Source organism: Vibrio sp. 10N.222.54.A3 (assembly GCF_041474095.1).
GTDB lineage: Bacteria > Pseudomonadota > Gammaproteobacteria > Enterobacterales > Vibrionaceae > Vibrio > Vibrio crassostreae_C.
This window is the reverse complement of the sequence record NZ_JBFRTN010000003.1, coordinates 19592-42340: the sequence shown is the minus strand read 5'-3', so window position 1 is coordinate 42340 and position 22749 is coordinate 19592. Positions and strand designations below refer to the sequence as shown.

The window sequence follows — 22749 nt, the reverse complement described above, 5'->3', positions numbered from 1 at the left end:
TCCGACCGCACCATTATTTAGAATGTGTTTCTTTCATTAGATGAACATTCATTGTTGGGCTATCGCCAAGCGGTAAGGCACTGGCTTTTGATGCCAGCATTCCCTGGTTCGAATCCAGGTAGCCCAGCCATTACAACGTTACTTAGACAAACCATAAGTCTTCTTAACTATACTCTTCGCTAGAGTAAAAGCTTTGCTGCGGTCGTGGCGGAATTGGTAGACGCACCAGATTTAGGTTCTGGCGCCGAGAGGTGTGAGAGTTCAAGTCTCTCCGACCGCACCATTATTTCTCTTTCATTAGAGAAAAAATAGTGAATCGATTAGATTTATTATTGGCTACTTAGCTCAGTTGGTTAGAGCACATCACTCATAATGATGGGGTCGCAGGTTCAAATCCCGCAGTAGCCACCACTTATACAACGTTTTATTGAATCACCAATATTCAGTATGACTATAAAGATTTGCTGCGGTCGTGGCGGAATTGGTAGACGCACCAGATTTAGGTTCTGGCGCCGAGAGGTGTGAGAGTTCAAGTCTCTCCGACCGCACCATCATTAAATAGAACCCAGCTTTTTAGCTGGGTTTTGTTTTATCTGGAATATGCAAATCTGCTAGCCAAGTCACCAAGTATTCTCTTCTATAACCTCACTTTTAATACGATTTTATAAGACAATGTCAGCTCCATTTTCTAATTGAGTATGACTAGCCTATGAAACCCCTCCCCTTAACGATCGGTTGCTACACAGATACACCAAGTAAAAGCCAAGGTGTTTATCAAACTCAGTTAGATCTAGAAACAGGAAAACTATTACCTCTAGAGCTGATCATCAAATGTACTAACCCCTCTTTTATTACTGTAACAAAGACTGGGATCTATACTGCATCGGAAGTGGACCAGCAAAAACAGCCCCAGCTCATTCATATACCTAATGTTGATTCACAGCTAACACACAATACAAGCCTCATCTCGGGAGATCACCCTTGTCACGTCGCGATAGATCCACACAATAAGTTTGCTATCACGTCGCAATACTCATCAGGCACATTCGATATTTTTAGCTTAAGTATCAACGGCAGCATCGATAAACGACTCAAAACAATCCAGATGGTTGGTTCCGGGCCAAACAAAGAGAGACAAACTAGCCCACACGCCCATCAATGCCTGTTCTTACAAAACTCACCACAGTTTGTGACTGTCGATCTCGGCACCGATCGCATCAACTTCTATTGCTTTGATGAAGAGCAAGAAGAGTTCCTTGATGAGCCAATGCAGTCTATTAAGGTGCCCGCCGGCAATGGACCTCGTCATTTAATCTTTAACAAAGCTGAAGACAGAGCCTATGTGGTCTGTGAACTCTCTGAAACGTTGCTGACTTTGGAAAAGGTTTTAGGCATTTGGAATGTAGTGGAAGAGATTGATGCATTGCCTAATATGGAGAAGGGAGAAGCCGCAGCTGCGATTAAGCTATCGCCTGATGAGCAATTCCTTTATGTGTCATGTCGACACCAATCAAGAATCAGTAGCTTCAAAATCGACTCTGAGACTCAAAGGCTGACTTTCATTGATAGCTACGACACTGAAGGCAAATTCCCAAGAGACTTCCATATAACGAACGATGGGAAATGGCTTATCGCCGCCAACCAGCACTCCAACAACATCACCTCATTCAAGCGAGATAATGAAGATGGGTCTTTGGTTTATACAGGGTACTCTTTAGAGATCGATGCACCGGTTTGTGTGACGCAACAGCGATAGTAGTCATCTGATACAAAAAAGGAGAGCATTCGCTCTCCTTCTTTTCATAAGCAGTCTTAAACGCTCAATTAGAGACCCAAAGCGTATTTCAATACTTGAGCTTTAATCGGGCCTGAATTTTCAGCTAGTTTTAGAGCAGCATTACGTACAAATTTCAGTGGGCCAATGTCGTTGCTGAATGTCTTGTAGAAGAAATCCATGCCACTTTGCATCATTAGATTGTCGCCTCTTCTTATCACTTCATAGCGTCTTGCTACAGACTGGTTCAATTCACCCTTTTCTTTGGTGACATCCAGCAGTACTGATACATCTTTGAAGCCTAAGTTAACACCCTGCCCAGCCAAAGGGTTGATGGTATGCGCAGAGTCTCCGACCAAAATACAGTTATTCTTCGAGTATGATTGAGCATGACGTCGTGTCAGAGGAAAAGAACCCGAATTCAAGACTTTGATATCACCTAACTCTTTAGGAAAGTGAGTAAGTACTTCGTTACGTAGTTTTTCAGGGGCCATTGCTGACAGTTGCTTAATACGCAGTGGAGAATCATACCAAACTAACGAGCCCAGCCCGACTTCTTGACCGTCAGAGGTTAGAGAACACAAAGGCAAAAATGAACGAGGGCCACTTGGTAGAAATTGCTGCCAAGTAATATCTTGCTGAGGTTGTTCTGTTTCTACATTGATAAGCATACAGTGTTGTCGATAATCCCAAGCCGTGATGCCAATTCCAGCTTGTTGGCGAACGGCTGAATTCGCACCATCAGCACCAACCACCCACTTCGCAGACAACTCAGCCCCTGATTGAAGCTTTACGATATTGATTTCACCAAACTCAATCACATCGAGCTTTTCTGGGCATAACAGTTCGAGATTGTCGTAGGCATCAAATTGAGACCATAAACCTAATTGAATGAGTCTGTTCTCAACGATATAGCCCAAACGAGGAAGGTCTAGTGAGGCAGCATCAAATCGAGTACGACACTCTGGGTGCTCCCACGTCTCTAAACGTTTATAAGAACACACTCGCATTGCTGCAATACTTTGCCATGCACCAAGATTTTCAAGCAAATCGACCGATGCTTGAGAAATCGCTGACACACGAATGTCCATCGCTTGCGATTCATCAAAAGCTTGTGGGGCAAAACCTTCGATCACCGCAACACTCAGACCTTGCTTTGCAAAACCGATTGCTGTTGCTGCGCCAACCATGCCGCCACCGACTACTACAATATCGTAACTGTTCATATTTCGTACTTATCAGTTTGATTCTTTGACTGTTTTTGATTGTACTTTTTCATAACTAACTTGTAACCAAAAACCTTATTCGAAAAAAGGGTTATCCCTTATGGCATATGGCGTTAACGATAATAAAAACCACTACATAAGAGATTTGTTCAGACTACTAGTCAGTCGGTTTTGAAACCAGTACAATACGCCGCTTGCCGCTAGAGCCTGTCATAAAATTGAATACCGAATTATGACAAACGGGGCTAGCGGATGAATAATGGGCGATTTGCTCCCTTAAATTAAACTAACGATCGAGCGAACATATAATGAGTAAGAAACTGCTAATTAAAACTTGGGGCTGTCAGATGAATGAATATGATTCATCAAAAATGGCCGACCTGCTTAACGCTGCAAATGGCTATGAGCTAACTGAAGTACCTGAGGAAGCAGACGTACTACTATTGAATACTTGTTCTATCCGCGAAAAAGCGCAAGAAAAAGTATTCCACCAGCTTGGTCGTTGGAAAACGCTTAAAGATAAAAAAGAAGGTGTGGTGATCGGTGTGGGTGGCTGTGTAGCGACTCAAGAAGGTGATCACATTCGTCAACGTGCACCTTACGTAGACGTTATCTTTGGCCCACAAACATTACACCGTTTGCCAGAGATGATTAAATCATCACTGTCTAACGAAAAGCCAGTAATGGATATCTCTTTCCCAGAGATCGAAAAGTTCGATAACCTGCCAGAGCCAAAAGCTGAAGGCGCGACGGCGTTCGTTTCTATCATGGAAGGTTGTTCTAAATACTGTACTTACTGCGTTGTACCATACACACGTGGCGAAGAAGTTAGCCGTCCAATGGATGATGTACTTTTCGAAGTTGCTCAACTTGCAGAGCAAGGCGTACGTGAAGTTAACCTGCTAGGTCAAAACGTAAACGCATACCGCGGTCCAACACACGAAGGCGATATCTGTTCATTCGCAGAACTGCTTCGTCTTGTTGCTTCTATCGACGGTATCGACCGTATTCGTTTCACAACAAGCCACCCGCTTGAGTTTGGTGACGACATCATTGAAGTTTACAAAGACACACCAGAGCTAGTGAGCTTCCTTCACCTACCAGTACAAAGTGGTAGTGACCGTATTCTTACGATGATGAAGCGCCCACATACGGCTATCGAGTACAAATCTATTATCCGTAAACTGCGTAAAGCTCGCCCTGACATTCAAATCAGCTCTGACTTTATTGTTGGTTTCCCTGGTGAGTCTAAGCAAGACTTCCAAGATACAATGAAGCTAATTAAAGACGTTGATTTCGATATGAGCTTCAGCTTTGTTTTCTCTCCACGTCCAGGTACGCCAGCGGCAGATTACCCATGTGATGTACCAGCACAAGAGAAGAAAGATCGTCTGTACGAACTGCAGCAAACGGTAAACACACAAGCTATGCGTTTCTCTCGTCTAATGTTAGGCACAGAGCAACGTATCCTTGTTGAAGGCCCATCAAGAAAGAACCTAATGGAACTTCGCGGCCGTACAGAAAACAGCCGTGTTGTGAACTTCGAAGGTTCTGCAGACCTAATCGGTCAATTCGTAGATGTGAAGATCACTGAGGTTTACACCAACTCACTACGTGGTGAGCTAGTTCGCACAGAAAAAGACATGGGTCTACGCGTTGTTATGACTCCAGCAGAAATGATGGAAAAAACAAAACGTGAAGACGAGCTAGGTGTAGCGACATTTACGCCATAGGCAATACAACTGTTTGAGCACAAAGCGCAAACACAAAGCTTGAAATTACCTAACTAAGTGACCATCTTAGAAATAGGGATATCACCATCAGAAGCCCGGTCTAAATCGGGCTTTTTGCTCTTTGTTTTATTTAAGAGCGAGTGGCACAAAATGAGAGGCTAATTTGAGCAATAAAATCGTTACCTTAGAGATAAATCTAGAACCAGCAGACAACAAGCGCTTGGCAAGTTTATGCGGACCATTTGACGACAACATCAAGCATCTTGAGCGTCGTCTGGGCGTTGAGATTAATTACCGTAGCAACTTTTTCACCATTGTTGGTAAGCCTCACACTACAGCCGCAGCTTTAGACATCATCAAACACCTCTATGTTGAAACGGCTCCAGTTAAAGGCAACATAATCGATATCGAACCAGAGCAAATACATCTGGCGATCACCGAGTCAGGCATTTTGGAGCAACACGTCGAGTCTGAAATTGACTACGGCAAAGAAGTGACCATTAAGACTAAAAAAGGCGTCATCAAACCTCGAACGCCAAACCAAGCACAGTACCTAATGAACATGGTGACTCATGACATCACCTTTGGTATTGGGCCAGCAGGTACAGGTAAAACCTACTTAGCCGTTGCTGCAGCAGTTGATGCACTTGAACGCCAAGAGATTCGTCGCATTCTATTGACGCGCCCTGCTGTTGAAGCCGGTGAGAAGCTTGGTTTCCTACCGGGTGATTTAAGCCAAAAAGTAGACCCATATTTACGTCCACTTTACGATGCGCTGTTTGAGATGCTTGGCTTTGAGCGAGTTGAGAAGCTGATTGAACGTAACGTAATTGAAGTTGCGCCACTGGCTTACATGCGTGGTCGTACATTGAATGATGCGTTTATCATTCTTGATGAGAGCCAAAACACCACGGTAGAACAGATGAAGATGTTCTTAACCCGTATTGGTTTTAACTCACGCGCTGTGATCACAGGTGATATTACGCAAATCGATTTACCTCGTGGTGCAAAATCAGGCTTACGCCATGCGACTGAAGTGCTCAATGAAGTCGACGACATTAGCTTTAACTTCTTCATGTCTGAAGACGTCGTTCGTCACCCTGTAGTTGCTCGTATCGTCAACGCATACGAGAAGTGGGAAGCAAAAGACCAGAAAGAGCGCAAAGAGTTTGAAAAGCGTAAACGTGAAGAGCGTGAAGCCAAACTTCTTGAGGCTCAGCAGGTAGTTACGACACAATTAGCAACACAAAATAGCTCTGTAATTGCAGAACAAGGTGATAAATAGATGTCTATTGAACTAGACCTGCAATTAGCGGTCGAAAATGAGCAAGGTCTTCCAACTGAGCAAGATATTCAGCTTTGGTTGGACAAGACAATTCCTCAGTTTCAAGAGAACGCTGAGTTGACGGTTCGTATCGTTGATACACAAGAAAGCCACCAGCTCAATCATGAATATCGTGGCAAAGATAAGCCAACTAACGTGTTGTCTTTTCCATTCGAGGCTCCTCAAGGGATCGAGTTAGATCTACTGGGCGACCTCATTATCTGCCGCCAAGTTGTCGAAAAAGAAGCAGAAGAGCAAAGTAAGCCTCTGCTAGCACACTGGGCTCATATGGTTGTACATGGCAGTCTGCATCTGCTAGGTTATGATCATATCGAAGATGATGAAGCTGAAGAGATGGAGTCACTCGAGACAGAAATCATGCAATCTATGGGGTTTGAAGACCCTTACATTCTAGAAAAGTAAATTGATTCTAGTAAAGTAGGTTGCAGAGAAACAATAACTCATCGAACCTGTGATTTTCACAGGAATCTGAGTTGTAACGTGTGCTATCACACTTCTGATAGCGTTATTTTTTGAGAAATCATGAACGAAGGTAACCCCCCCACTTCTGAGGGAAGTAAAAAATCTGAAGGTCCGAGTAGAAAGTCCTTCTTTGAACGCCTAGGCCAACTATTTCAAGGTGAAGTAAAAGATCGCCAAGAGCTCGTAGATGTAATCCGCGACTCAGAAATTAATGACCTAATTGACCACGACACACGCGACATGCTCGAGGGTGTTATGGAAATTTCAGAGATGCGAGTACGCGATATCATGCTGCCTCGCTCTCAAATGGTTACAGTTGAACGCACAGATGATCTAGATACATTGATTGCGCTCATTACTGATGCTCAACACTCTCGCTACCCAGTGATCAGTGAAGATAAAGACCATGTTGAAGGCATTCTATTAGCGAAGGACCTACTTAAGTATTTGGGTTCAGAAAGTGCTCCATTTGATATCGAACAAGTGATTCGCCCTGTCGTGGTTGTTCCTGAAAGTAAGCGAGTTGATCGCCTGCTTAAGGAGTTCCAAGAAGAGCGTTACCACATGTCTATCGTTGTCGATGAGTTTGGTGGAGTTTCTGGCCTGGTAACCATTGAAGATATCCTCGAAGAAATCGTTGGTGAAATTGAAGACGAGTTCGACGATGAAGAAGAGCTAGATATTCGTAAGCTGAGTAAGCATACCTTCTCTGTAAAAGCTTTAACCACTATTGAAGAGTTCAACGATACGTTTAACACTGCCTTTAGTGACGACGAAGTGGATACGGTAGGCGGCATGGTTATGACAGCACTCGGCCACCTGCCGGTTCGTGGCGAAATTGTAGAAATCGAAAACTACCATTTCAAAATAACATCAGCAGATAACCGTCGTGTGATTCAGCTACAGGTAACCATTCCTGACGAACAGCCTCTTCCGACTATCGAAGAATAACAACTTCTCTCTAAAGAGATGACAGAAATTAGATGACTAATACCTTTATTCATCGCCTATTACGGCCGCTTGCGGCCGTTTTTGTTGGCGCTATAACCACCCTTTCATTCGCTCCATACTCTATATGGCCTCTTGCTATTCTCAGCCCAGCTTTGCTGCTGTTACTGATCCACAACCGCTCTCCTAAAAGTGCGCTTTGGATTGGCTACGCATGGGGTTTAGGTCAATTCACCACAGGTATCAGCTGGGTATACGTCAGCATTGATGGTTTTGGCGGCATGCCACTGGCAGCCAACCTATTTTTGATGGCATTGCTTGTTGGCTACCTAGCCGTTTATTCAGGGCTATTTACCTGGGGTTTGAATAAATTCTTCCCTGCCAATAACCTAAGCCGCTTTTTCCTTGCAGCTCCTGCATTCTGGCTAGTCTGTGATTGGCTGCGTGGCTGGGTAATGACGGGCTTCCCTTGGCTTTGGTTAGGCTACAGCCAAATCGATTCGCCATTGGGTTCATTTGCACCGATTGGCGGCGTAGAGCTAGTAACTTTAGCGATCATTGTTTCAGCCTCTGCATTCACTTATGCGATTGTTAACCGGGCTTGGAGCATCGCTCTCATTCCCGCCGTCGTATTTAGTGCAGGCTTTGGTATTCGCAACATCGACTGGGTCACGCCGAACCCTGAAAAAACCACGTCAGTCGTCTTGATACAAGGCAACGTCGATCAAGACAGTAAATGGCTACCGAGTCATCGCTGGCCAACCATGATGAAGTACACCGACCTAAGCAGAGAAAACTGGGGAGCGGATATCATCATCTGGCCTGAAGCGGCTATTCCAGCATTCGAAGTTGAGATCCCATCTTTCCTACGTAACTTGGATAGCGCAGCGAAGATGAACAACAGTTCGATCATTACCGGTGTGCTGAATCAGTCTGAAGATAAGAAATACTACAACAGTGTTCTTTCTCTCGGTGTGAATCCATACGGTGAGTACAGCTACGATCCAGACGAACGCTACCATAAACACCACCTGTTACCATTTGGTGAGTTTGTGCCGTTTGAAGATATCTTGCGTCCATTAGCACCTTTCTTTAACTTGCCAATGTCATCATTTAGCCGTGGCGACTTTGTTCAACCAAACATAGTGGCAAATGGTCGTCACTTAGCGCCTGCGTTGTGTTACGAGATCATCTTTAATGATCAAGTTAGGCAGAACGTAACCGACGAGACTGACTTTATTTTAACGCTCTCTAACGATGCGTGGTTTGGTCGTTCGATTGGCCCTCTGCAACATATGGAAATTGCACAGATGCGTGCTCTGGAGCTTGGTAAGCCGGTTATTCGCTCGACCAACAACGGTGTGACGGCAGTTACTGATTACAAAGGCAATATAATCAAGCAAGTGCCTCAGTTTGAAACGGCAGTGTTAAAAGCTGAACTCATTTCAACGGATGGTCAAACGCCTTATCACACAGCAGGTACTTGGCCACTGTATATCTGGGCGATGCTCAGCTTGGTGATTGGTTGGGTAATTAGAAAGCCAAAAAGCTAGATTCGACGAAAAGTGATTTGAGGGTTGACTGATCGGGTCAACCCTTTTTCATTTCTGTGGTTTTGCGTTGATACGCTATGGTTCAGAAGCTTACGGTTTAAGGGCTTTACGACTAAACCCTTTAGAACCACATTTAATGCATGGAATGATATTGGTTGGGTGGTTATATTCGGTTTGGTGACCACACTCGTCACATACTAAGGTTCCCAAGCCAATGACTTCACCCGCTTGATACAAGCCTTGGTGTTCTAAGTCTTGGAACAGTTCAACCCATTCCACCTTAGTACGATCAGTAATATCCAACAGCCCTTGCCAAATAGAGTCCGCAATCATCAAATAGAATGGACCGCTTTTACTCTCTTCATAGCTTTCGGAAAACTCTTTTAAGTCCGACTTCACGTAGGCAGAGATCAATGAAAGCTCATCTTTAGTCATATCATTAGCTGCTTTCGCAAACTTGCCCGACGTTTCGATTTTGTTGTTGAGCTCTTCAGGGCTATGCTTCAGCGTTTCAATCACCTCTTCGACGACTTCTTCATAGAGCGCTTTTTTCTTCGGCATAACAACCTCCTTAAGATAACCAACCTTTTAGTGAGCAAACGGATGCGCTGCAATGCACTCCCGCTTACAAACAAATGCAATTCATACTCTTAAGTATAGTTGCCCTGCGAAATTCAGTGAAAATTACACAATCTACTAAGCGGCAACTGCAAGTATGAAGGGTATAACTATTGTTGTACTCAGCTCCTTTAGGTATTCTATGACGATCTGTAAGATTCTGTTCTAACCGAACTCACAAATTCCAAGATAACCGGATACCATCGATGCAAGAACAATATAACCCGCAAGAGATTGAACAAAAGGTTCAACAACACTGGGATAACAGCGAGACTTTCGTTGTAAGTGAAGACCCAAACAAAGAAAAATTCTACTGTCTTTCTATGTTCCCTTACCCAAGTGGCCGACTGCACATGGGTCACGTGCGTAACTACACCATCGGTGATGTGGTATCTCGTTTCCAACGTCTACAAGGCAAAAACGTAATGCAGCCAATTGGTTGGGATGCATTCGGCCTACCTGCAGAAAACGCCGCTGTTAAAAACAATACAGCACCTGCACCATGGACTTACGAAAACATTGAGTACATGAAGAACCAGCTTAAGCTTCTAGGCTTTGGTTACGACTGGAACCGTGAATTCGCAACGTGTACGCCTGAGTACTACCGTTGGGAACAAGAGTTCTTCACTAAGCTTTACGAAAAAGGCCTAGTTTACAAGAAGACATCTTCAGTGAACTGGTGTCCGAACGACCAAACTGTACTTGCAAACGAGCAAGTAGAAGATGGCTGCTGCTGGCGTTGTGATACTCCAGTAGAACAAAAGAAAATCCCACAGTGGTTCATTAAGATCACGGAGTACGCTCAAGAGCTACTAGACGATTTAGACAACCTTGAAGGTTGGCCTGAAATGGTTAAGACCATGCAGCGCAACTGGATCGGCCGCTCTGAAGGTGTTGAGCTATCTTTCGCTGTTAACGGTGAAGAAGCGCCACTGGAAGTGTACACAACTCGTCCAGACACACTAATGGGTGTTTCTTACGTTGGTATCGCTGCAGGTCACCCACTTGCAGAGAAAGCATCGAAGAACAACCCAGAGCTTGCTGCATTCGTTGAAGAGTGTCGTAACACTAAAGTTGCTGAAGCTGAACTCGCAACGATGGAAAAGAAAGGTATGGATACTGGCCTAACGGCTATCCACCCTCTTAACGGTCGTGTTGTTCCTGTATACGTAGCAAACTTCGTACTTATGGATTACGGCACAGGTGCGGTAATGGCGGTTCCTGCTCACGATCAACGTGACTACGAGTTCGCAACTAAGTACGGCATCGATATCATCCCAGTAATCAAACCTGAAGATGGTTCTGAACTAGACGTGTCTGAAGCGGCTTACACTGAAAAAGGTGTACTGTTTGATTCTGGTGAATTCGATGGTCTTGCGTTCCAAGAAGCATTCGATGCAATTGCTGCGAAGCTTGAAGCTGAAGGCAAAGGTAAGAAGACAGTAAACTTCCGTCTACGTGACTGGGGTGTATCTCGTCAACGTTACTGGGGCGCTCCAATCCCAATGGTAACCACTGAAGACGGTGAAGTTCACCCAGTACCAGCAGACCAACTGCCAGTCATTCTTCCTGAAGATGTAGTAATGGATGGCGTAACGAGCCCAATCAAGGCTGACAAGTCTTGGGCTGAAACAACATTCAACGGCGAACCCGCTCTACGTGAGACTGACACGTTCGATACGTTTATGGAGTCTTCTTGGTACTACGCACGTTACTGTTCACCGCAAGCAGACGACATTCTAGATCCAGAGAAAGCAAACTACTGGCTACCAGTTGACCAATACGTTGGTGGTATCGAGCACGCTTGTATGCACCTGCTTTACTCTCGTTTCTTCCATAAGCTTCTACGTGATGCTGGCTACGTGACGTCTGATGAACCGTTCAAGCAACTACTATGTCAAGGCATGGTTCTGGCTGACGCGTTCTATCACGAAAACGAAAAAGGCACCAAAGAGTGGATTGCACCGACTGACGTAACGGTTGAACGTGACGGTAAAGGTCGCATCGAAAAAGCAGTCGACGATCAAGGTCGTGAAGTTGAACACTCAGGCATGATCAAAATGTCTAAGTCTAAGAACAACGGTATCGACCCACAAGAGATGGTAGACAAGTACGGCGCTGATACAGTACGTCTATTCATGATGTTTGCATCACCTGCAGACATGACGCTTGAGTGGCAAGAGTCTGGCGTTGAAGGGGCTAACCGCTTCCTTAAACGTGTTTGGAAATTGGTTCACGCTCACTCTTCTAAGGGTGCTGCTGAATCTGTTGATGCTTCTGCTCTGTCTGGTGACCAAAAAGCACTTCGCCGTGATATCCACAAGACTATCGCGAAAGTAACGGACGATATCGGCCGTCGCCAAACGTTCAACACAGCAATCGCTGCGATCATGGAATTGATGAACAAGCTAGCGAAAGCACCTCAAGAGTCTGTACAAGATCGTGCAATCCTTGATGAAGCGCTAAAAGCTGTTGTTCGCATGCTTTACCCAATGACGCCACACATCTCTTACGAAATGTGGATTGCACTGGGTGAATCAAACGTAGACTCAGCAACATGGCCAACTTTCGATGAGAAAGCGCTAGTTGAAGACGAGAAAACTATCGTTGTTATGATCAACGGTAAGCTACGTGCGAAACTAACCGTTGCTGCTGATGCAACAGAAGAGCAAGTTCGTGAGCTTGGTCTAAACGATGAGAACGCTAAGAAGTTCCTAGATGGCTTAACTATCCGTAAAGTTATCTTCGTACCAGGTAAGCTTCTAAACATCGTTGCTAACTAATTTCGTTAGCACAATGCAATTGCTAAAGAATTAACGAACTTAATTCATCAAAAGCAGTCTGTAGACAGGGTAGCTAATTGCCCTGTCTACTTATTTAAGCGCTTTAGACTTGAGCCTAACCACTCAAACGAACTAAAGCCTTTAAATAAGTATTCTACCTTCATGAGAGCCATCAAATAATGCGCCTGATTTCACTATCTTCATTGAAAGTTACTGTTGTTGTTTTAACCGTCAGCCTATTAAGTGCGTGTGGTTTCCACCTACGTGGTGATTACTCCGTACCAGAAGAACTCAACAAGATCTCCGTAACCAGTTACGACCAATACAGTACGTTTACACGTATGATGAAAGGTCAACTGCGTATGAATGATGTAGAAATTGTGCCACCGGCTGAGAATACACCTAACCTGCATATTATTAGTGAGAGCGTAGGTGAGCGAACTCTGTCTCTATACCAAAACACTCGTGCAGCAGAGAAAGAACTGACATTCCGCGCTTCATACCGCGTAACTGTCCCGGATCTAGGCTCAAAGACGTTCTCAACCAGCGTAACCCGTAGTTACCTAGATAACCCGCTAACTGCACTTGCGAAGTCGGTTGAACGAGACATGATCGAAGATGAGATGCGTAAGTTGGCAACAAGCCAAATCCTTCGTCAGATGGCTCGACTAAAAGCGAACATTGCAGCTGATAGCATGGACCTAGATGCACTAGAGCACGTTCAAGTGAAAGAACTCGAAAAGCAATACAACATCAAGAATGTTGAGATCGTACCAGCTTCAGAAGAACAACCAACACTTAGCGATTCGGCTGAGTAATAGGTTTATTTGATGCGTATTTTTGCTGACCGCTTATCAGAGCAACTTATTAAACAGTTGAGTAATGTTTACCTAATTTTTGGTAACGAACCGCTACTGTTGCAAGAGAGCCGAGAAGCGATTCAAAAGGCTGCAAAACAGCAAGGCTTTGAAGAACGTCACCGCTTTGCGATTGATAGCAGTCTCGACTGGAATCAAGTCTACGACTGCACTCAAGCACTGAGCCTATTCTCTAGCCGTCAGGTCATCGAGCTTGAACTGCCAGAGTCAGGCGTCAATGCCGCAATAGCGAAAGAGCTACTCGCAATCTCCGAGCATATCCACAGTGATATCTTGTTAATCTTGGTGGGCACTAAGCTCACCAAAGCTCAAGAAAGCGCTAAGTGGTTTAAGGCTCTTTCGAATCAGGGTCACTGGGTCAGTTGCCTAACGCCAGATGTCAGTCGGTTACCTCAGTTTGTCCAAGCGCGTTGCCGTCAAATCGGTTTAACGCCAGACCCTGAAGCGATTCAAATGCTGGCGCAATGGCATGAGGGTAATCTATTTGCTCTCACCCAAAGCCTAGAAAAACTGGCTCTCCAATACCCAGATGGAAAACTCACGTTAGTACGCTTAGAAGAATCGCTGAGTCGACACAACCATTTTACTCCATTCCATTGGAGTGATGCGTTATTGGCAGGCAAAGGTAACCGAGCACAACGAATCCTGCGTCAGCTAGAAGCTGAAGGTGTCGAACCCGTCATTTTATTACGTAGCATACAACGAGAGCTTGCTCTGCTATTACAAATGCAGCAACAAATGAAACAGATGCCGATTGGTCAGGTCTTCGAAAAACACCGTATCTGGCAATCTAAAAAGCCTCTTTATAACGCCGCGCTAACAAGAGTTTCGATTTCTCAATTACACTCTTTGTTCGCGTTGCTCACTCAAGCTGAATTGATGACAAAAACTCAATATGAGCAGTCGCCTTGGCCACTAATTCATCAGTTAAGCGTAGAGTTTTGTATCCCTTCAGCTTCAATACCATTCCACGCATAAAAGCGTGTTATATTCTAGGGTCAACAAGCCCTAAACAAAGCTAAATTCAGATTAAAGGAACACCCAGTGTTACGTGAAGAACTAAAAGATTTTCTTGCAGACAAAGCCGACGACATGAAAGCAGAATCGATTGTAACTATCGATGTAGAAGGCAAATCAAGCGTTACTGATTACATGATTGTTTGTACTGGCACCTCTAAACGCCATGTTGCCTCTATTGCACAGCATGTTGCTGATGAAGTGCGTAAAGCGGGTATGCAACCTCTAGGTATGGACGGCCAGCAAGAAGGTGAATGGGTTGTTCTAGATATGGGCACAAGCATGCTTCACGTTATGCAAGAAGAGCATCGTGAGCTGTACCAACTAGAAAAACTTTGGGGCTAAGCTTTGAAGATCCAGTTAATCGCAGTTGGCACAAAAATGCCAAAGTGGGTTGAAGAAGGGTTTCAAGAATACAAACGCCGCTTCCCTCACGATATGCCATTAGAGCTCATTGAAATTACTGCAGGAAAGCGCGGTAAAAATGCAGATATTGCACGCATTCTTCAAAAAGAAGGTGAAGCGATGCTGGCTGCAGTTCCAAAAGGCAACCGTATTGTCACGCTCGATATCCCAGGTAGAAAGTGGGATACACCTCAACTTGCTGAGCAATTAGAAAGTTGGAAGCTGGATGGACGTGACGTATCTATCCTAATTGGCGGGCCTGAAGGATTAGCACCTGCATGTAAAGCGGCCGCAGACCAAAGTTGGTCTCTGTCTGCGCTTACTCTCCCTCACCCATTAGTACGCGTTATCATGGCTGAAAGCTTGTATCGAGCTTGGAGCATCACTGCTAACCACCCTTATCATCGAGAATAAGCGTTAATGTTACGTAAACGTAGCCAAATCCGCGATTACAAAGCAGAAGCACGACTATTTACTAGCCGTGCTTTTGTTGCGTTTGCGGGGATCATAGTCATGATGTCGATGTTGGTTGTTAACCTGTACAACATTCAGGTCAATCAATACCAAGACTATAAAACTCGTTCTAACGACAACCGTATCAAGGTCGTTCCGATCGCCCCTAACCGTGGTTTGATTTACGATCGCAACGGTATACTTCTTGCCGAAAACCGTCCTGTTTTCAATCTAGAAATCATACCCGAAAAAATTAAAGATATGGATGACACGCTTGCTCGTCTGCAAGCATTAATTGAGATCCCGCCAGAGCGTATCGAGCGCTTTAATCGTGATCGTCGTAATTCACGACGCTTTAAATCAGTACCTATTCTTAATCAACTGTCTGAAGAACAAGTTGCCGTCTTCTCTGTAAACCAACACAAATTCCCAGGTGTTGAAGTTACGGGAACTTTGAAGCGTTTCTACCCTTACGGTGATGTGCTCACTCACGTAATAGGCTATGTATCGCGCATCAATGACCGTGATATGCAGCGCTTGATGCGAGAAGAAAAAGACGCCAATTACCAAGCTACACGTGATATCGGTAAGTTGGGTATTGAGCGTTATTACGAAGATATGTTGCACGGTACAGCTGGCTACCAAGAAGTCGAAGTTAACAGTCGTGGACGAGTGATTCGTACCCTCAAATTTGTCCCTTCGGTTCCAGGCAAAGATATCGTACTTAACTTAGATATCAAGCTACAGCTATACGTACATAAGTTACTTGATGGCCGCCGTGGTTCAGCTATCGTTCTCGATCCGAAAGACAATGGCGTGTTAGCCATGGTATCGAGCCCAAGCTACGACCCAAACGCATTCGTGCATGGTATCTCGTCTAAAGGCTATAACGCGCTACTTCAAGACAAAAACCGCCCTTTGGTTAACCGTGCCACGCTAGGGATTTACCCACCAGCATCGACGATCAAACCCTTCATTGCTGTTGCTGCTCTGCAAGAAGGTGTTATTACACCAAACACTACGCGCAATGACCCAGGCTATTGGAAGATACCAAACTCAAAAACGAGACCATTCCGTGACTGGTTGCGTTGGGGACACGGTGTCGTGGATATAGAAAAAGCGATTGAAGAGTCGGTGGATACCTTCTTTTACCAAATTGCTTATGATCTCGGCATTGATCGCATATCCAAATGGATGATGATGTTCGGCTTTGGTGATTATACTGGCATCGATATCTACGAAGAAAGCAAAGCCAATATGCCAACTCGTGATTGGAAGATGGCCAGACACCGTGTGCCTTGGTATCAAGGTGATACTATTCCAGTTGGTATTGGACAGGGCTACTGGACTGCAACACCCATGCAGATTGCAAAAGCCACATCAGTTTTGGTCAATGAAGGTGAAGTAACCGCACCTCACCTACTTCGTTCAACCATTGATAACGGTCGTCCATTCGATGAACAAATCATGTCGGACATTGAAACTTACCCACCGCTAACCGGGGTTAAGAAGAAGTATTGGGATATCGCTCAGGAAGGTATGAGGCTGGCTAACCACGGTAAAAAAGGCACGGCAAGACGTTCATTCCAGAAAATGTCTTACCAAACCGCTGGTAAATCGGGTACCGCGCAGGTATTCGGCTTAAAAGAAGATGAAGAGTACAACGCGGATGAAATCGCAGAGCACTTACGCGATCACGCCCTCTTTACGGGTTACGCGCCTTTTGAAGATCCTGAAGCCGTCGTGACTATCGTTCTAGAGAACGCAGGTGGCGGTTCTTCTAACGGCGGCCCAGTAGTAAGAAGGATTTTAGACCATATTATCCTTGCAGAAGATTATCAAAGTGAGCCAATTAAATAATGAAACTTGATCCTTCAACTGGACGAAATAGAGCCCTATTCGAAAGGCTGCATATCGACCTGCCGCTATTGCTCGGCATTCTGGTTTTAATGGGCTTTGCCCTACTGATCATGTACAGCGCAAGCGGACAAAGCCTTGCGATGATGGATCGCCAGGCGATGCGCATGGCTCTGTCTTTAGGTGTGATGATCTTCCTAGCGCAAATCTCACCTCGCACTTATGAAACCTTGGCACCACTGCTATTTGTAGGTGGTGTCATCTTGCTATTGGGCGTGTTGTTCTTTGGTGAAGCCTCTAAAGGCGCCCAGCGTTGGTTAAACTTCGGCTTTGTTCGATTCCAACCGTCAGAGCTATTAAAGCTCGCGGTGCCTTTGATGCTGGCACGATTTATCGGTAAGCGCTCACTTCCACCAACATTCCAAACATTAGCGATCTCGCTAGTGATGGTGTTTGTACCGACGATTCTAATCGCAAAGCAGCCTGACCTAGGTACATCTATCCTTATCGCCGCATCAGGTATCTTCGTGATATTCCTGGCAGGTATCAGTTGGAAAATCATTGCTAGCGCCGCAATCGCGTTAGGGGCATTTATTCCAATCTTATGGTTCTTCTTGATGCGTGAATATCAAAAGGTACGTGTAAGAACCCTCTTTGATCCTGAATCAGATCCATTAGGTGCGGGTTACCACATCATTCAAAGTAAGATTGCGATAGGCTCTGGTGGTATTTCAGGAAAAGGTTGGCTGCAAGGCACTCAATCTCAACTAGAGTTTATTCCAGAGCGTCATACCGACTTCATTTTTGCGGTCATTGCCGAAGAGTGGGGCATGATTGGTATATTGTTCTTGCTTGCTATCTACTTGTTCATTATTGGACGTGGCTTAGTGCTTGCGAGCCAAGCTCAAACCGCATTCGGTCGAATGATGGGCGGCAGTATTGTACTGAGCTTCTTCGTTTATATTTTTGTAAACATTGGCATGGTAAGTGGCATTCTACCTGTGGTTGGTGTTCCTCTTCCTCTAGTCAGTTATGGCGGTACTTCAATGGTTACCCTCATGGCTGGTTTTGGTATTTTAATGTCGATACATACACACAGAAAAGCATTCTCAAAGGCGACCTAATCGATGTCTATTACAACGTTTCAAAACAAAGCATCCTTGGTTGAAGAGCTGCCAATCAAAAAAATAGTCTCTATCTTGGGGCTAGCGATTTTAATCAATGGTTGTTCTTCAAAGCAGCCAACAGGGCGCTACGATATTGATTCAGATATTGCACCAGACGCACCGATCTCAGTAGAGCATCTCGAGGATGCTCACCCTCAGTATGAACCTTATAGTTTAGGTGGTAATACGGATTACACTTTGCGTGGCGAAGACTACAAGATCGTAAAGAAAACCGAAGGTTTTACTGAGAAAGGCAAAGCCTCTTGGTACGGTAAGAAGTTTCATGGTCACTTAACGTCTAATGGCGAGATCTACGACATGTATTCGATGTCTGCGGCGCACAAAACATTGCCAATTCCAAGCTATGTAAAAGTGACGAATACCGACAATAACAAAACGACGATTGTTCGTATCAATGACCGCGGCCCATTCCATGAAGGCCGAATCATTGACCTTAGTTATGCGGCAGCTTACAAGCTCGATGTGTTAAGAACCGGCACGGCAAATGTTGAGATTGAAGTCATTACTGTAGCTATGCCAACCGACGCAAATAAAAAGGCTGCTTTACCGCAATTTATTATTCAAGTCGCGACATCTCCGCATGAAGATAGAACAGAGAAGTTAGCAAAAGATCTAGCCGAAAAGCTAGAAGTAGCAACGTTCTTGCAGCCAAATGATGACAACTACCGTCTGATGATTGGGCCATTTCATGACTATGCTCTGACTCAAGAGAAATTAGAACAAGTTAAGCTGATGGGTCACCCGTCAGCTTATATAAAAAAACACACCCTAACTCGCTAATTAATCTAACAGTTACTTCTGGTAATCAGCGCTCTGGTGTGACAGAGTGATTCTGTTAATATATGAATAGTTCACCAAATAATTGCATTCAAAATGATTAAATCTAATAAACTTGTTAAATCGATTTTTGCTACTTCTGTTGCTCTTTCTGCAACGATAGCTACATCGTCATTCGCCGCTCCTATTGTTGTTCCTGATGCACCTCAAATCGCCGCTAAAGGTTTTGTTCTGATGGATTACCATTCAGGCAAAGTACTAGCAGAGAAAGAGATGAATACTCAGCTTTCTCCAGCAAGTTTAACCAAGATGATGACGAGCTACGTGATCGGCCAAGAGCTCGACCGTGGCAACATCAACCTAAACGACGATGTTGTAATCAGTGAAAATGCTTGGGCTAAAAACTTCCCAGATTCATCTAAGATGTTCGTTGAAGTGGGCACTACGGTTAAAGTTGAAGAATTAAACCGCGGTATCATCATTCAATCAGGTAACGACGCATGTGTTGCTATGGCTGAACACATCGCTGGCTCTGAAGATGCATTCGTTGACCTAATGAACGCTTGGGCAAGCTCTATCGGCATGAAAGACACGCACTTTGCTAACGTGCACGGTCTAGACAACCCGAACCTATACTCAACGCCTTACGATATGGCGCTACTTGGTCAGGCGCTGATTCGCGACGTACCAGACGAGTACCGTATCTACTCAGAGAAGAAATTCACATACAACGGCATCACCCAATACAACCGTAACGGTCTGTTATGGGATAAGAGCATGAACGTTGATGGCATCAAAACGGGCCACACAAGCAATGCAGGTTACAGCCTAGTAAGCTCAGCGACAGAAGGCAAAATGCGCCTAGTGGCTGTAGTTATGGGCACCAAGAATGCGAATGCTCGTAAAACAGAAAGCAAAAAACTGCTTAGCTACGGCTTCCGCTTCTTTGAAACAGTGGCACCACACACAGCCGGTGAAACCTTCGTAGAAGAGAAGATCTGGATGGGTAGCAAGGACACAGTTGCACTGGGTGTCGACGAAGATACTTTCGTAACGCTACCTCGTGGTCAAGCTAAGAACCTGAAGGCAAGCTTCGTTCTTGAGAAAGAGCTAGAAGCGCCAATCAGCAAAGGCGATGTAGTTGGTAAACTATTCTACCAAGTAGACGGTGAAGACGTTGCTGAATACCCACTACTAGCACTTGAAGATGTAGACCAAGGCAGCCTATTCAGCCGTCTATGGGACTACCTAGTTCTTCTGTTCAAGGGTTTATTCTAAACAAGCAAAAGGTTTGTTCTAGGTAAAACCCAAGCTTGTTGTATAGCTAACCTAATGAGTAAGTTCATGATTTACTCATTAGCGAACCAAAAGCCGCCATGTGCGGCTTTTGTTGATCTTGAGTTCGGTGATATTTACACGTAATATTCCGCCTTATTACTCGTGTCTGTTGACCGAACACGCTTTTTATCGACATTTCGCCAATTTGCGAGAGTCTAGCCTTTTGGAGCTAATCATGAACATCAATTCTGATGCAAAACTAAAAGACCTCTTAGAGTTCCCTTGTTCATTCACTTACAAAGTAATGGGCCACGCTAAGCCAGAACTGACTGAGCTAGTACTAGAAGTGATCCAGCGTCATGCTCCTGGTGACTACAGCCCAACGCTAAAACCGAGTGCGAAAGGCAACTACCACTCTGTTTCTATCAATATTACTGCGACTTCAATTGAACAAGTAGAAACTCTTTATAAAGAACTGGGCGAGATCGAAATCGTTCGTATGGTTCTGTAATCTCCGATTACACATGAAAAACAGCGGCTTATTGCCGCTGTTTTTGTTTAAAGCACCCTATCTAGCTCAAATTCATTCAACTTAATTTTCAATAAATACAAAGAAAGTTGAAAAACCTTGCAGTCCGTCTGTAGTTAGAATCATGTTTCGCGTTTATAATGCGTTCACTTTATTAATCCTTGAGGGAGTGCAGCTTTGCAAAATAAGCTAATCGTAAAAAAATTAGGCCGTCAGGATTACGAACCTGTATGGAAAGCCATGCATAAGTTCACAGACGAACGCACGGAAGAAGACGTAGACCAAGTTTGGTTGGTTGAACACAACCCTGTCTTCACTCAAGGACAAGCAGGCAAAGCTGAGCATGTATTAAATGCTGGTGATATCCCTGTAATACAAAGCGATCGCGGTGGCCAAGTGACTTATCACGGCCCAGGCCAATTAGTGGCTTACTTTCTGATTAACATCCGCCGCAAGAAATTCGGAGTACGTGATTTGGTTACTCATATCGAGAACCTCGTAATCAATACTCTGAAAGCTTACAATATAGATTCAGCTGCCCGACCTGACGCTCCTGGTGTTTATGTCGATGGCAAGAAAATCTGTTCACTTGGATTACGTATTCGACGTGGCTGCTCGTTCCACGGGTTAGCACTCAACGTCGATATGGACCTGTCTCCATTCCTACGTATTAACCCATGTGGTTACCAAGGTATGGAAATGGCGCAGGTAAGCCAACTCGGCGGACCAAGTGAACTAGAAAACGTTGAGCAACAGTTAATACAAGAGCTCGTAGAGCTACTCGGCTATGACCAAGTAGACATTCAAGCCACCAGTAACATTACAGCAGAAGCATAAAATCATGAGCAAACCAATCCAAATGGAAAAAGGCGTTAAATATCGTGACGCTGACAAAATGGCATTAATTCCCGTAAAGAATATGCCTGCTGAACAGAAAGAAGTTCTACGTAAGCCTGAATGGATGAAGATTAAACTTCCTTCAGACAGCCATCGTATTCAAGAAATCAAATCAGCAATGCGTAAAAACAACCTGCACTCAGTTTGTGAAGAAGCGTCTTGCCCTAACCTAGCCGAGTGTTTCAACCACGGTACGGCAACGTTTATGATTCTTGGCGCTATCTGTACTCGTCGCTGCCCGTTCTGTGATGTTGCCCATGGTCGTCCTGTTGCTCCTGAAGCTGAAGAGCCAAAGAAACTGGCTAAAACAATTCAAGACATGAAACTGAAGTACGTTGTAATCACTTCAGTTGACCGTGATGACTTGCGTGACGGCGGTGCTCAGCACTTTGCTGACTGTAACCGTGAAATTCGCGAACTCAACCCAAATATTCGTATCGAAACACTGGTTCCAGACTTCCGCGGTCGTATGGACGTTGCGCTTGACCTAATGAAAGACAACCCGCCAGATGTTTTCAACCACAACCTAGAGACAGCGCCACGTCTATACCGTAAAGCGCGTCCAGGTGCGAACTACAAGTGGTCTCTTGATCTACTGAAGAAATTCAAAGAGCAGCACCCTGATATCCCAACAAAATCAGGTGTGATGATGGGTCTTGGCGAGACAAAAGAAGAGATCGTTCAAGTACTGAAAGACCTTCGCGAACATGGTGTGACTATGCTGACACTAGGTCAATACCTAGCACCAAGCCGTCACCACTTACCAGTAGAACGCTACGTGCCGCCTTCTGAGTTCGATGAGCTGAAAGAGATTGCTCTAGAGCTAGGCTTCACTCACGCAGCGTGTGGCCCGTTTGTACGTTCTTCTTACCATGCGGACTTGCAAGCTCAAGGTATGGAAATTAAGTAATCACGATTGCTTAACGAACAATGCAAAGGCGCTGAATATTATGTTCAGCGCCTTTTTTCTATCTTGTTCGTGCCGCTATAGCTTTATATTTCGTGCCACTAAGCTTTATATAAAAACAA

Annotated in this window: 20 protein-coding genes and 4 tRNA genes; 22 read left to right on the top strand and 2 right to left on the bottom strand. The window is 44.7% G+C overall.

What is annotated here, in order from left to right:
- The first annotated feature begins 55 nt into the window (after window positions 1–55).
- The 5 genes from AB4507_RS00515 to AB4507_RS00495 all read left to right on the top strand — a co-directional run bounded on the left by AB4507_RS00515 (window position 56) and on the right by AB4507_RS00495 (window position 1756).
- Window positions 56–130, top strand: a tRNA-Gln gene (locus tag AB4507_RS00515).
- Between the two features lie 68 nt (window positions 131–198).
- Window positions 199–283, top strand: a tRNA-Leu gene (locus AB4507_RS00510).
- A 51-nt stretch (window positions 284–334) separates the two neighbouring features.
- Window positions 335–411: transfer RNA gene (locus AB4507_RS00505), tRNA-Met, on the top strand.
- Window positions 412–466: 55 nt separating this feature from the next.
- Window positions 467–551: transfer RNA gene (locus AB4507_RS00500), tRNA-Leu, on the top strand.
- A 158-nt stretch (window positions 552–709) separates the two neighbouring features.
- Window positions 710–1756: a lactonase family protein gene (locus AB4507_RS00495; RefSeq protein ID WP_017071286.1), complete on the top strand. Its 1047-nt coding sequence runs from the start codon at window positions 710–712 to the stop codon at window positions 1754–1756.
- A 68-nt stretch (window positions 1757–1824) separates the two neighbouring features.
- Here AB4507_RS00495 and AB4507_RS00490 read toward each other — a convergent pair whose 3' ends face one another.
- The gene (locus tag AB4507_RS00490; protein ID WP_102333782.1) at window positions 1825–3000 is read right to left on the bottom strand and encodes a 2-octaprenyl-3-methyl-6-methoxy-1,4-benzoquinol hydroxylase; all 1176 of its coding nucleotides are present in this window, start codon (window positions 2998–3000) and stop codon (window positions 1825–1827) included.
- Between the two features lie 308 nt (window positions 3001–3308).
- Between AB4507_RS00490 and miaB the strand changes: the two genes are divergently transcribed.
- The 5 genes from miaB to lnt all read left to right on the top strand — a co-directional run bounded on the left by miaB (window position 3309) and on the right by lnt (window position 9041).
- On the top strand, window positions 3309–4733 hold the full coding sequence (gene miaB, locus AB4507_RS00485; protein WP_065584439.1) for a tRNA (N6-isopentenyl adenosine(37)-C2)-methylthiotransferase MiaB: 1425 nt from the start codon (window positions 3309–3311) through the stop codon (window positions 4731–4733).
- 163 nt (window positions 4734–4896) lie between these two features.
- The gene (locus AB4507_RS00480; protein WP_017062327.1) at window positions 4897–6018 is read left to right on the top strand and encodes a PhoH family protein; all 1122 of its coding nucleotides are present in this window, start codon (window positions 4897–4899) and stop codon (window positions 6016–6018) included.
- Window positions 6019–6480 (top strand): rRNA maturation RNase YbeY, encoded by a 462-nt coding sequence (ybeY, locus tag AB4507_RS00475; protein ID WP_372182040.1) that lies wholly within the window; start codon window positions 6019–6021, stop codon window positions 6478–6480.
- Window positions 6481–6600: 120 nt separating this feature from the next.
- Window positions 6601–7491 (top strand): CNNM family magnesium/cobalt transport protein CorC, encoded by an 891-nt coding sequence (gene corC, locus AB4507_RS00470; RefSeq protein ID WP_012603382.1) that lies wholly within the window; start codon window positions 6601–6603, stop codon window positions 7489–7491.
- 32 nt (window positions 7492–7523) lie between these two features.
- Complete coding sequence (lnt, locus tag AB4507_RS00465) at window positions 7524–9041, top strand: apolipoprotein N-acyltransferase (RefSeq protein ID WP_137002401.1); 1518 nt, start codon at window positions 7524–7526, stop codon at window positions 9039–9041.
- A gap of 90 nt (window positions 9042–9131) precedes the next feature.
- Here the strand turns inward: lnt and AB4507_RS00460 are convergent, their stop codons facing one another.
- Window positions 9132–9602 carry a zinc ribbon-containing protein gene (locus AB4507_RS00460; RefSeq protein ID WP_017062329.1) on the bottom strand — a complete coding sequence of 157 codons (471 nt, stop codon included), beginning with the start codon at window positions 9600–9602 and terminating at the stop codon, window positions 9132–9134.
- A gap of 263 nt (window positions 9603–9865) precedes the next feature.
- Here AB4507_RS00460 and leuS point away from each other — a divergent pair, with 263 nt between their 5' ends.
- The 12 genes from leuS (at window position 9866) to lipA (ending at window position 22630) form a co-directional block, all read left to right on the top strand.
- Window positions 9866–12442: a leucine--tRNA ligase gene (gene leuS, locus AB4507_RS00455; protein ID WP_017068503.1), complete on the top strand. Its 2577-nt coding sequence runs from the start codon at window positions 9866–9868 to the stop codon at window positions 12440–12442.
- Between the two features lie 179 nt (window positions 12443–12621).
- Complete coding sequence (gene lptE, locus AB4507_RS00450; protein WP_017068504.1) at window positions 12622–13260, top strand: LPS assembly lipoprotein LptE; 639 nt, start codon at window positions 12622–12624, stop codon at window positions 13258–13260.
- A gap of 12 nt (window positions 13261–13272) precedes the next feature.
- Entirely contained in the window at window positions 13273–14298 is a 1026-nt protein-coding gene (gene holA / locus AB4507_RS00445; protein WP_017068505.1) for a DNA polymerase III subunit delta, read from the top strand.
- 66 nt (window positions 14299–14364) lie between these two features.
- On the top strand, window positions 14365–14682 hold the full coding sequence (gene rsfS, locus AB4507_RS00440) for a ribosome silencing factor (RefSeq protein ID WP_004735247.1): 318 nt from the start codon (window positions 14365–14367) through the stop codon (window positions 14680–14682).
- Window positions 14683–14685: 3 nt separating this feature from the next.
- Entirely contained in the window at window positions 14686–15156 is a 471-nt protein-coding gene (rlmH, locus tag AB4507_RS00435) for a 23S rRNA (pseudouridine(1915)-N(3))-methyltransferase RlmH (protein WP_017068506.1), read from the top strand.
- Between the two features lie 6 nt (window positions 15157–15162).
- Complete coding sequence (gene mrdA / locus AB4507_RS00430) at window positions 15163–17055, top strand: penicillin-binding protein 2 (protein WP_017068507.1); 1893 nt, start codon at window positions 15163–15165, stop codon at window positions 17053–17055.
- On the top strand, window positions 17055–18176 hold the full coding sequence (gene rodA / locus AB4507_RS00425; RefSeq protein ID WP_017062334.1) for a rod shape-determining protein RodA: 1122 nt from the start codon (window positions 17055–17057) through the stop codon (window positions 18174–18176). Before mrdA ends, rodA begins: the two co-directional genes overlap by 1 nt.
- Before the next feature lie 3 nt (window positions 18177–18179).
- Complete coding sequence (locus AB4507_RS00420; RefSeq protein WP_017071279.1) at window positions 18180–19019, top strand: septal ring lytic transglycosylase RlpA family protein; 840 nt, start codon at window positions 18180–18182, stop codon at window positions 19017–19019.
- Between the two features lie 93 nt (window positions 19020–19112).
- The gene (locus AB4507_RS00415; protein WP_017068508.1) at window positions 19113–20294 is read left to right on the top strand and encodes a serine hydrolase; all 1182 of its coding nucleotides are present in this window, start codon (window positions 19113–19115) and stop codon (window positions 20292–20294) included.
- 232 nt (window positions 20295–20526) lie between these two features.
- Entirely contained in the window at window positions 20527–20805 is a 279-nt protein-coding gene (gene ybeD, locus AB4507_RS00410; RefSeq protein WP_026084358.1) for a DUF493 family protein YbeD, read from the top strand.
- A gap of 195 nt (window positions 20806–21000) precedes the next feature.
- Window positions 21001–21660, top strand: coding sequence for a lipoyl(octanoyl) transferase LipB (lipB, locus tag AB4507_RS00405; RefSeq protein ID WP_004737632.1), 660 nt, complete (start codon window positions 21001–21003; stop codon window positions 21658–21660).
- A 4-nt stretch (window positions 21661–21664) separates the two neighbouring features.
- Window positions 21665–22630 carry a lipoyl synthase gene (lipA, locus tag AB4507_RS00400; protein WP_017064177.1) on the top strand — a complete coding sequence of 322 codons (966 nt, stop codon included), beginning with the start codon at window positions 21665–21667 and terminating at the stop codon, window positions 22628–22630.
- Window positions 22631–22749: the final 119 nt, after the last annotated feature.

Excerpts from the sequence above, each read along its gene's own strand:
- lnt (WP_137002401.1), top strand. The coding sequence starts at position 7,524 with ATGACTAATACCTTTATTCATCGCCTATTACGGCCGCTTGCGGCCGTT.
- mrdA (WP_017068507.1), top strand. The coding sequence starts at position 15,163 with ATGTTACGTAAACGTAGCCAAATCCGCGATTACAAAGCAGAAGCACGA.
- AB4507_RS00460 (WP_017062329.1), bottom strand. The coding sequence starts at position 9,602 with ATGCCGAAGAAAAAAGCGCTCTATGAAGAAGTCGTCGAAGAGGTGATT.
- leuS (WP_017068503.1), top strand. The coding sequence starts at position 9,866 with ATGCAAGAACAATATAACCCGCAAGAGATTGAACAAAAGGTTCAACAA.
- AB4507_RS00490 (WP_102333782.1), bottom strand. The coding sequence starts at position 3,000 with ATGAACAGTTACGATATTGTAGTAGTCGGTGGCGGCATGGTTGGCGCA.
- miaB (WP_065584439.1), top strand. The coding sequence starts at position 3,309 with ATGAGTAAGAAACTGCTAATTAAAACTTGGGGCTGTCAGATGAATGAA.
- rodA (WP_017062334.1), top strand. The coding sequence starts at position 17,055 with ATGAAACTTGATCCTTCAACTGGACGAAATAGAGCCCTATTCGAAAGG.
- corC (WP_012603382.1), top strand. The coding sequence starts at position 6,601 with ATGAACGAAGGTAACCCCCCCACTTCTGAGGGAAGTAAAAAATCTGAA.
- lipA (WP_017064177.1), top strand. The coding sequence starts at position 21,665 with ATGAGCAAACCAATCCAAATGGAAAAAGGCGTTAAATATCGTGACGCT.
- AB4507_RS00495 (WP_017071286.1), top strand. The coding sequence starts at position 710 with ATGAAACCCCTCCCCTTAACGATCGGTTGCTACACAGATACACCAAGT.
- AB4507_RS00415 (WP_017068508.1), top strand. The coding sequence starts at position 19,113 with ATGATTAAATCTAATAAACTTGTTAAATCGATTTTTGCTACTTCTGTT.
- lptE (WP_017068504.1), top strand. The coding sequence starts at position 12,622 with ATGCGCCTGATTTCACTATCTTCATTGAAAGTTACTGTTGTTGTTTTA.
- AB4507_RS00420 (WP_017071279.1), top strand. The coding sequence starts at position 18,180 with ATGTCTATTACAACGTTTCAAAACAAAGCATCCTTGGTTGAAGAGCTG.
- ybeY (WP_372182040.1), top strand. The coding sequence starts at position 6,019 with ATGTCTATTGAACTAGACCTGCAATTAGCGGTCGAAAATGAGCAAGGT.
- holA (WP_017068505.1), top strand. The coding sequence starts at position 13,273 with ATGCGTATTTTTGCTGACCGCTTATCAGAGCAACTTATTAAACAGTTG.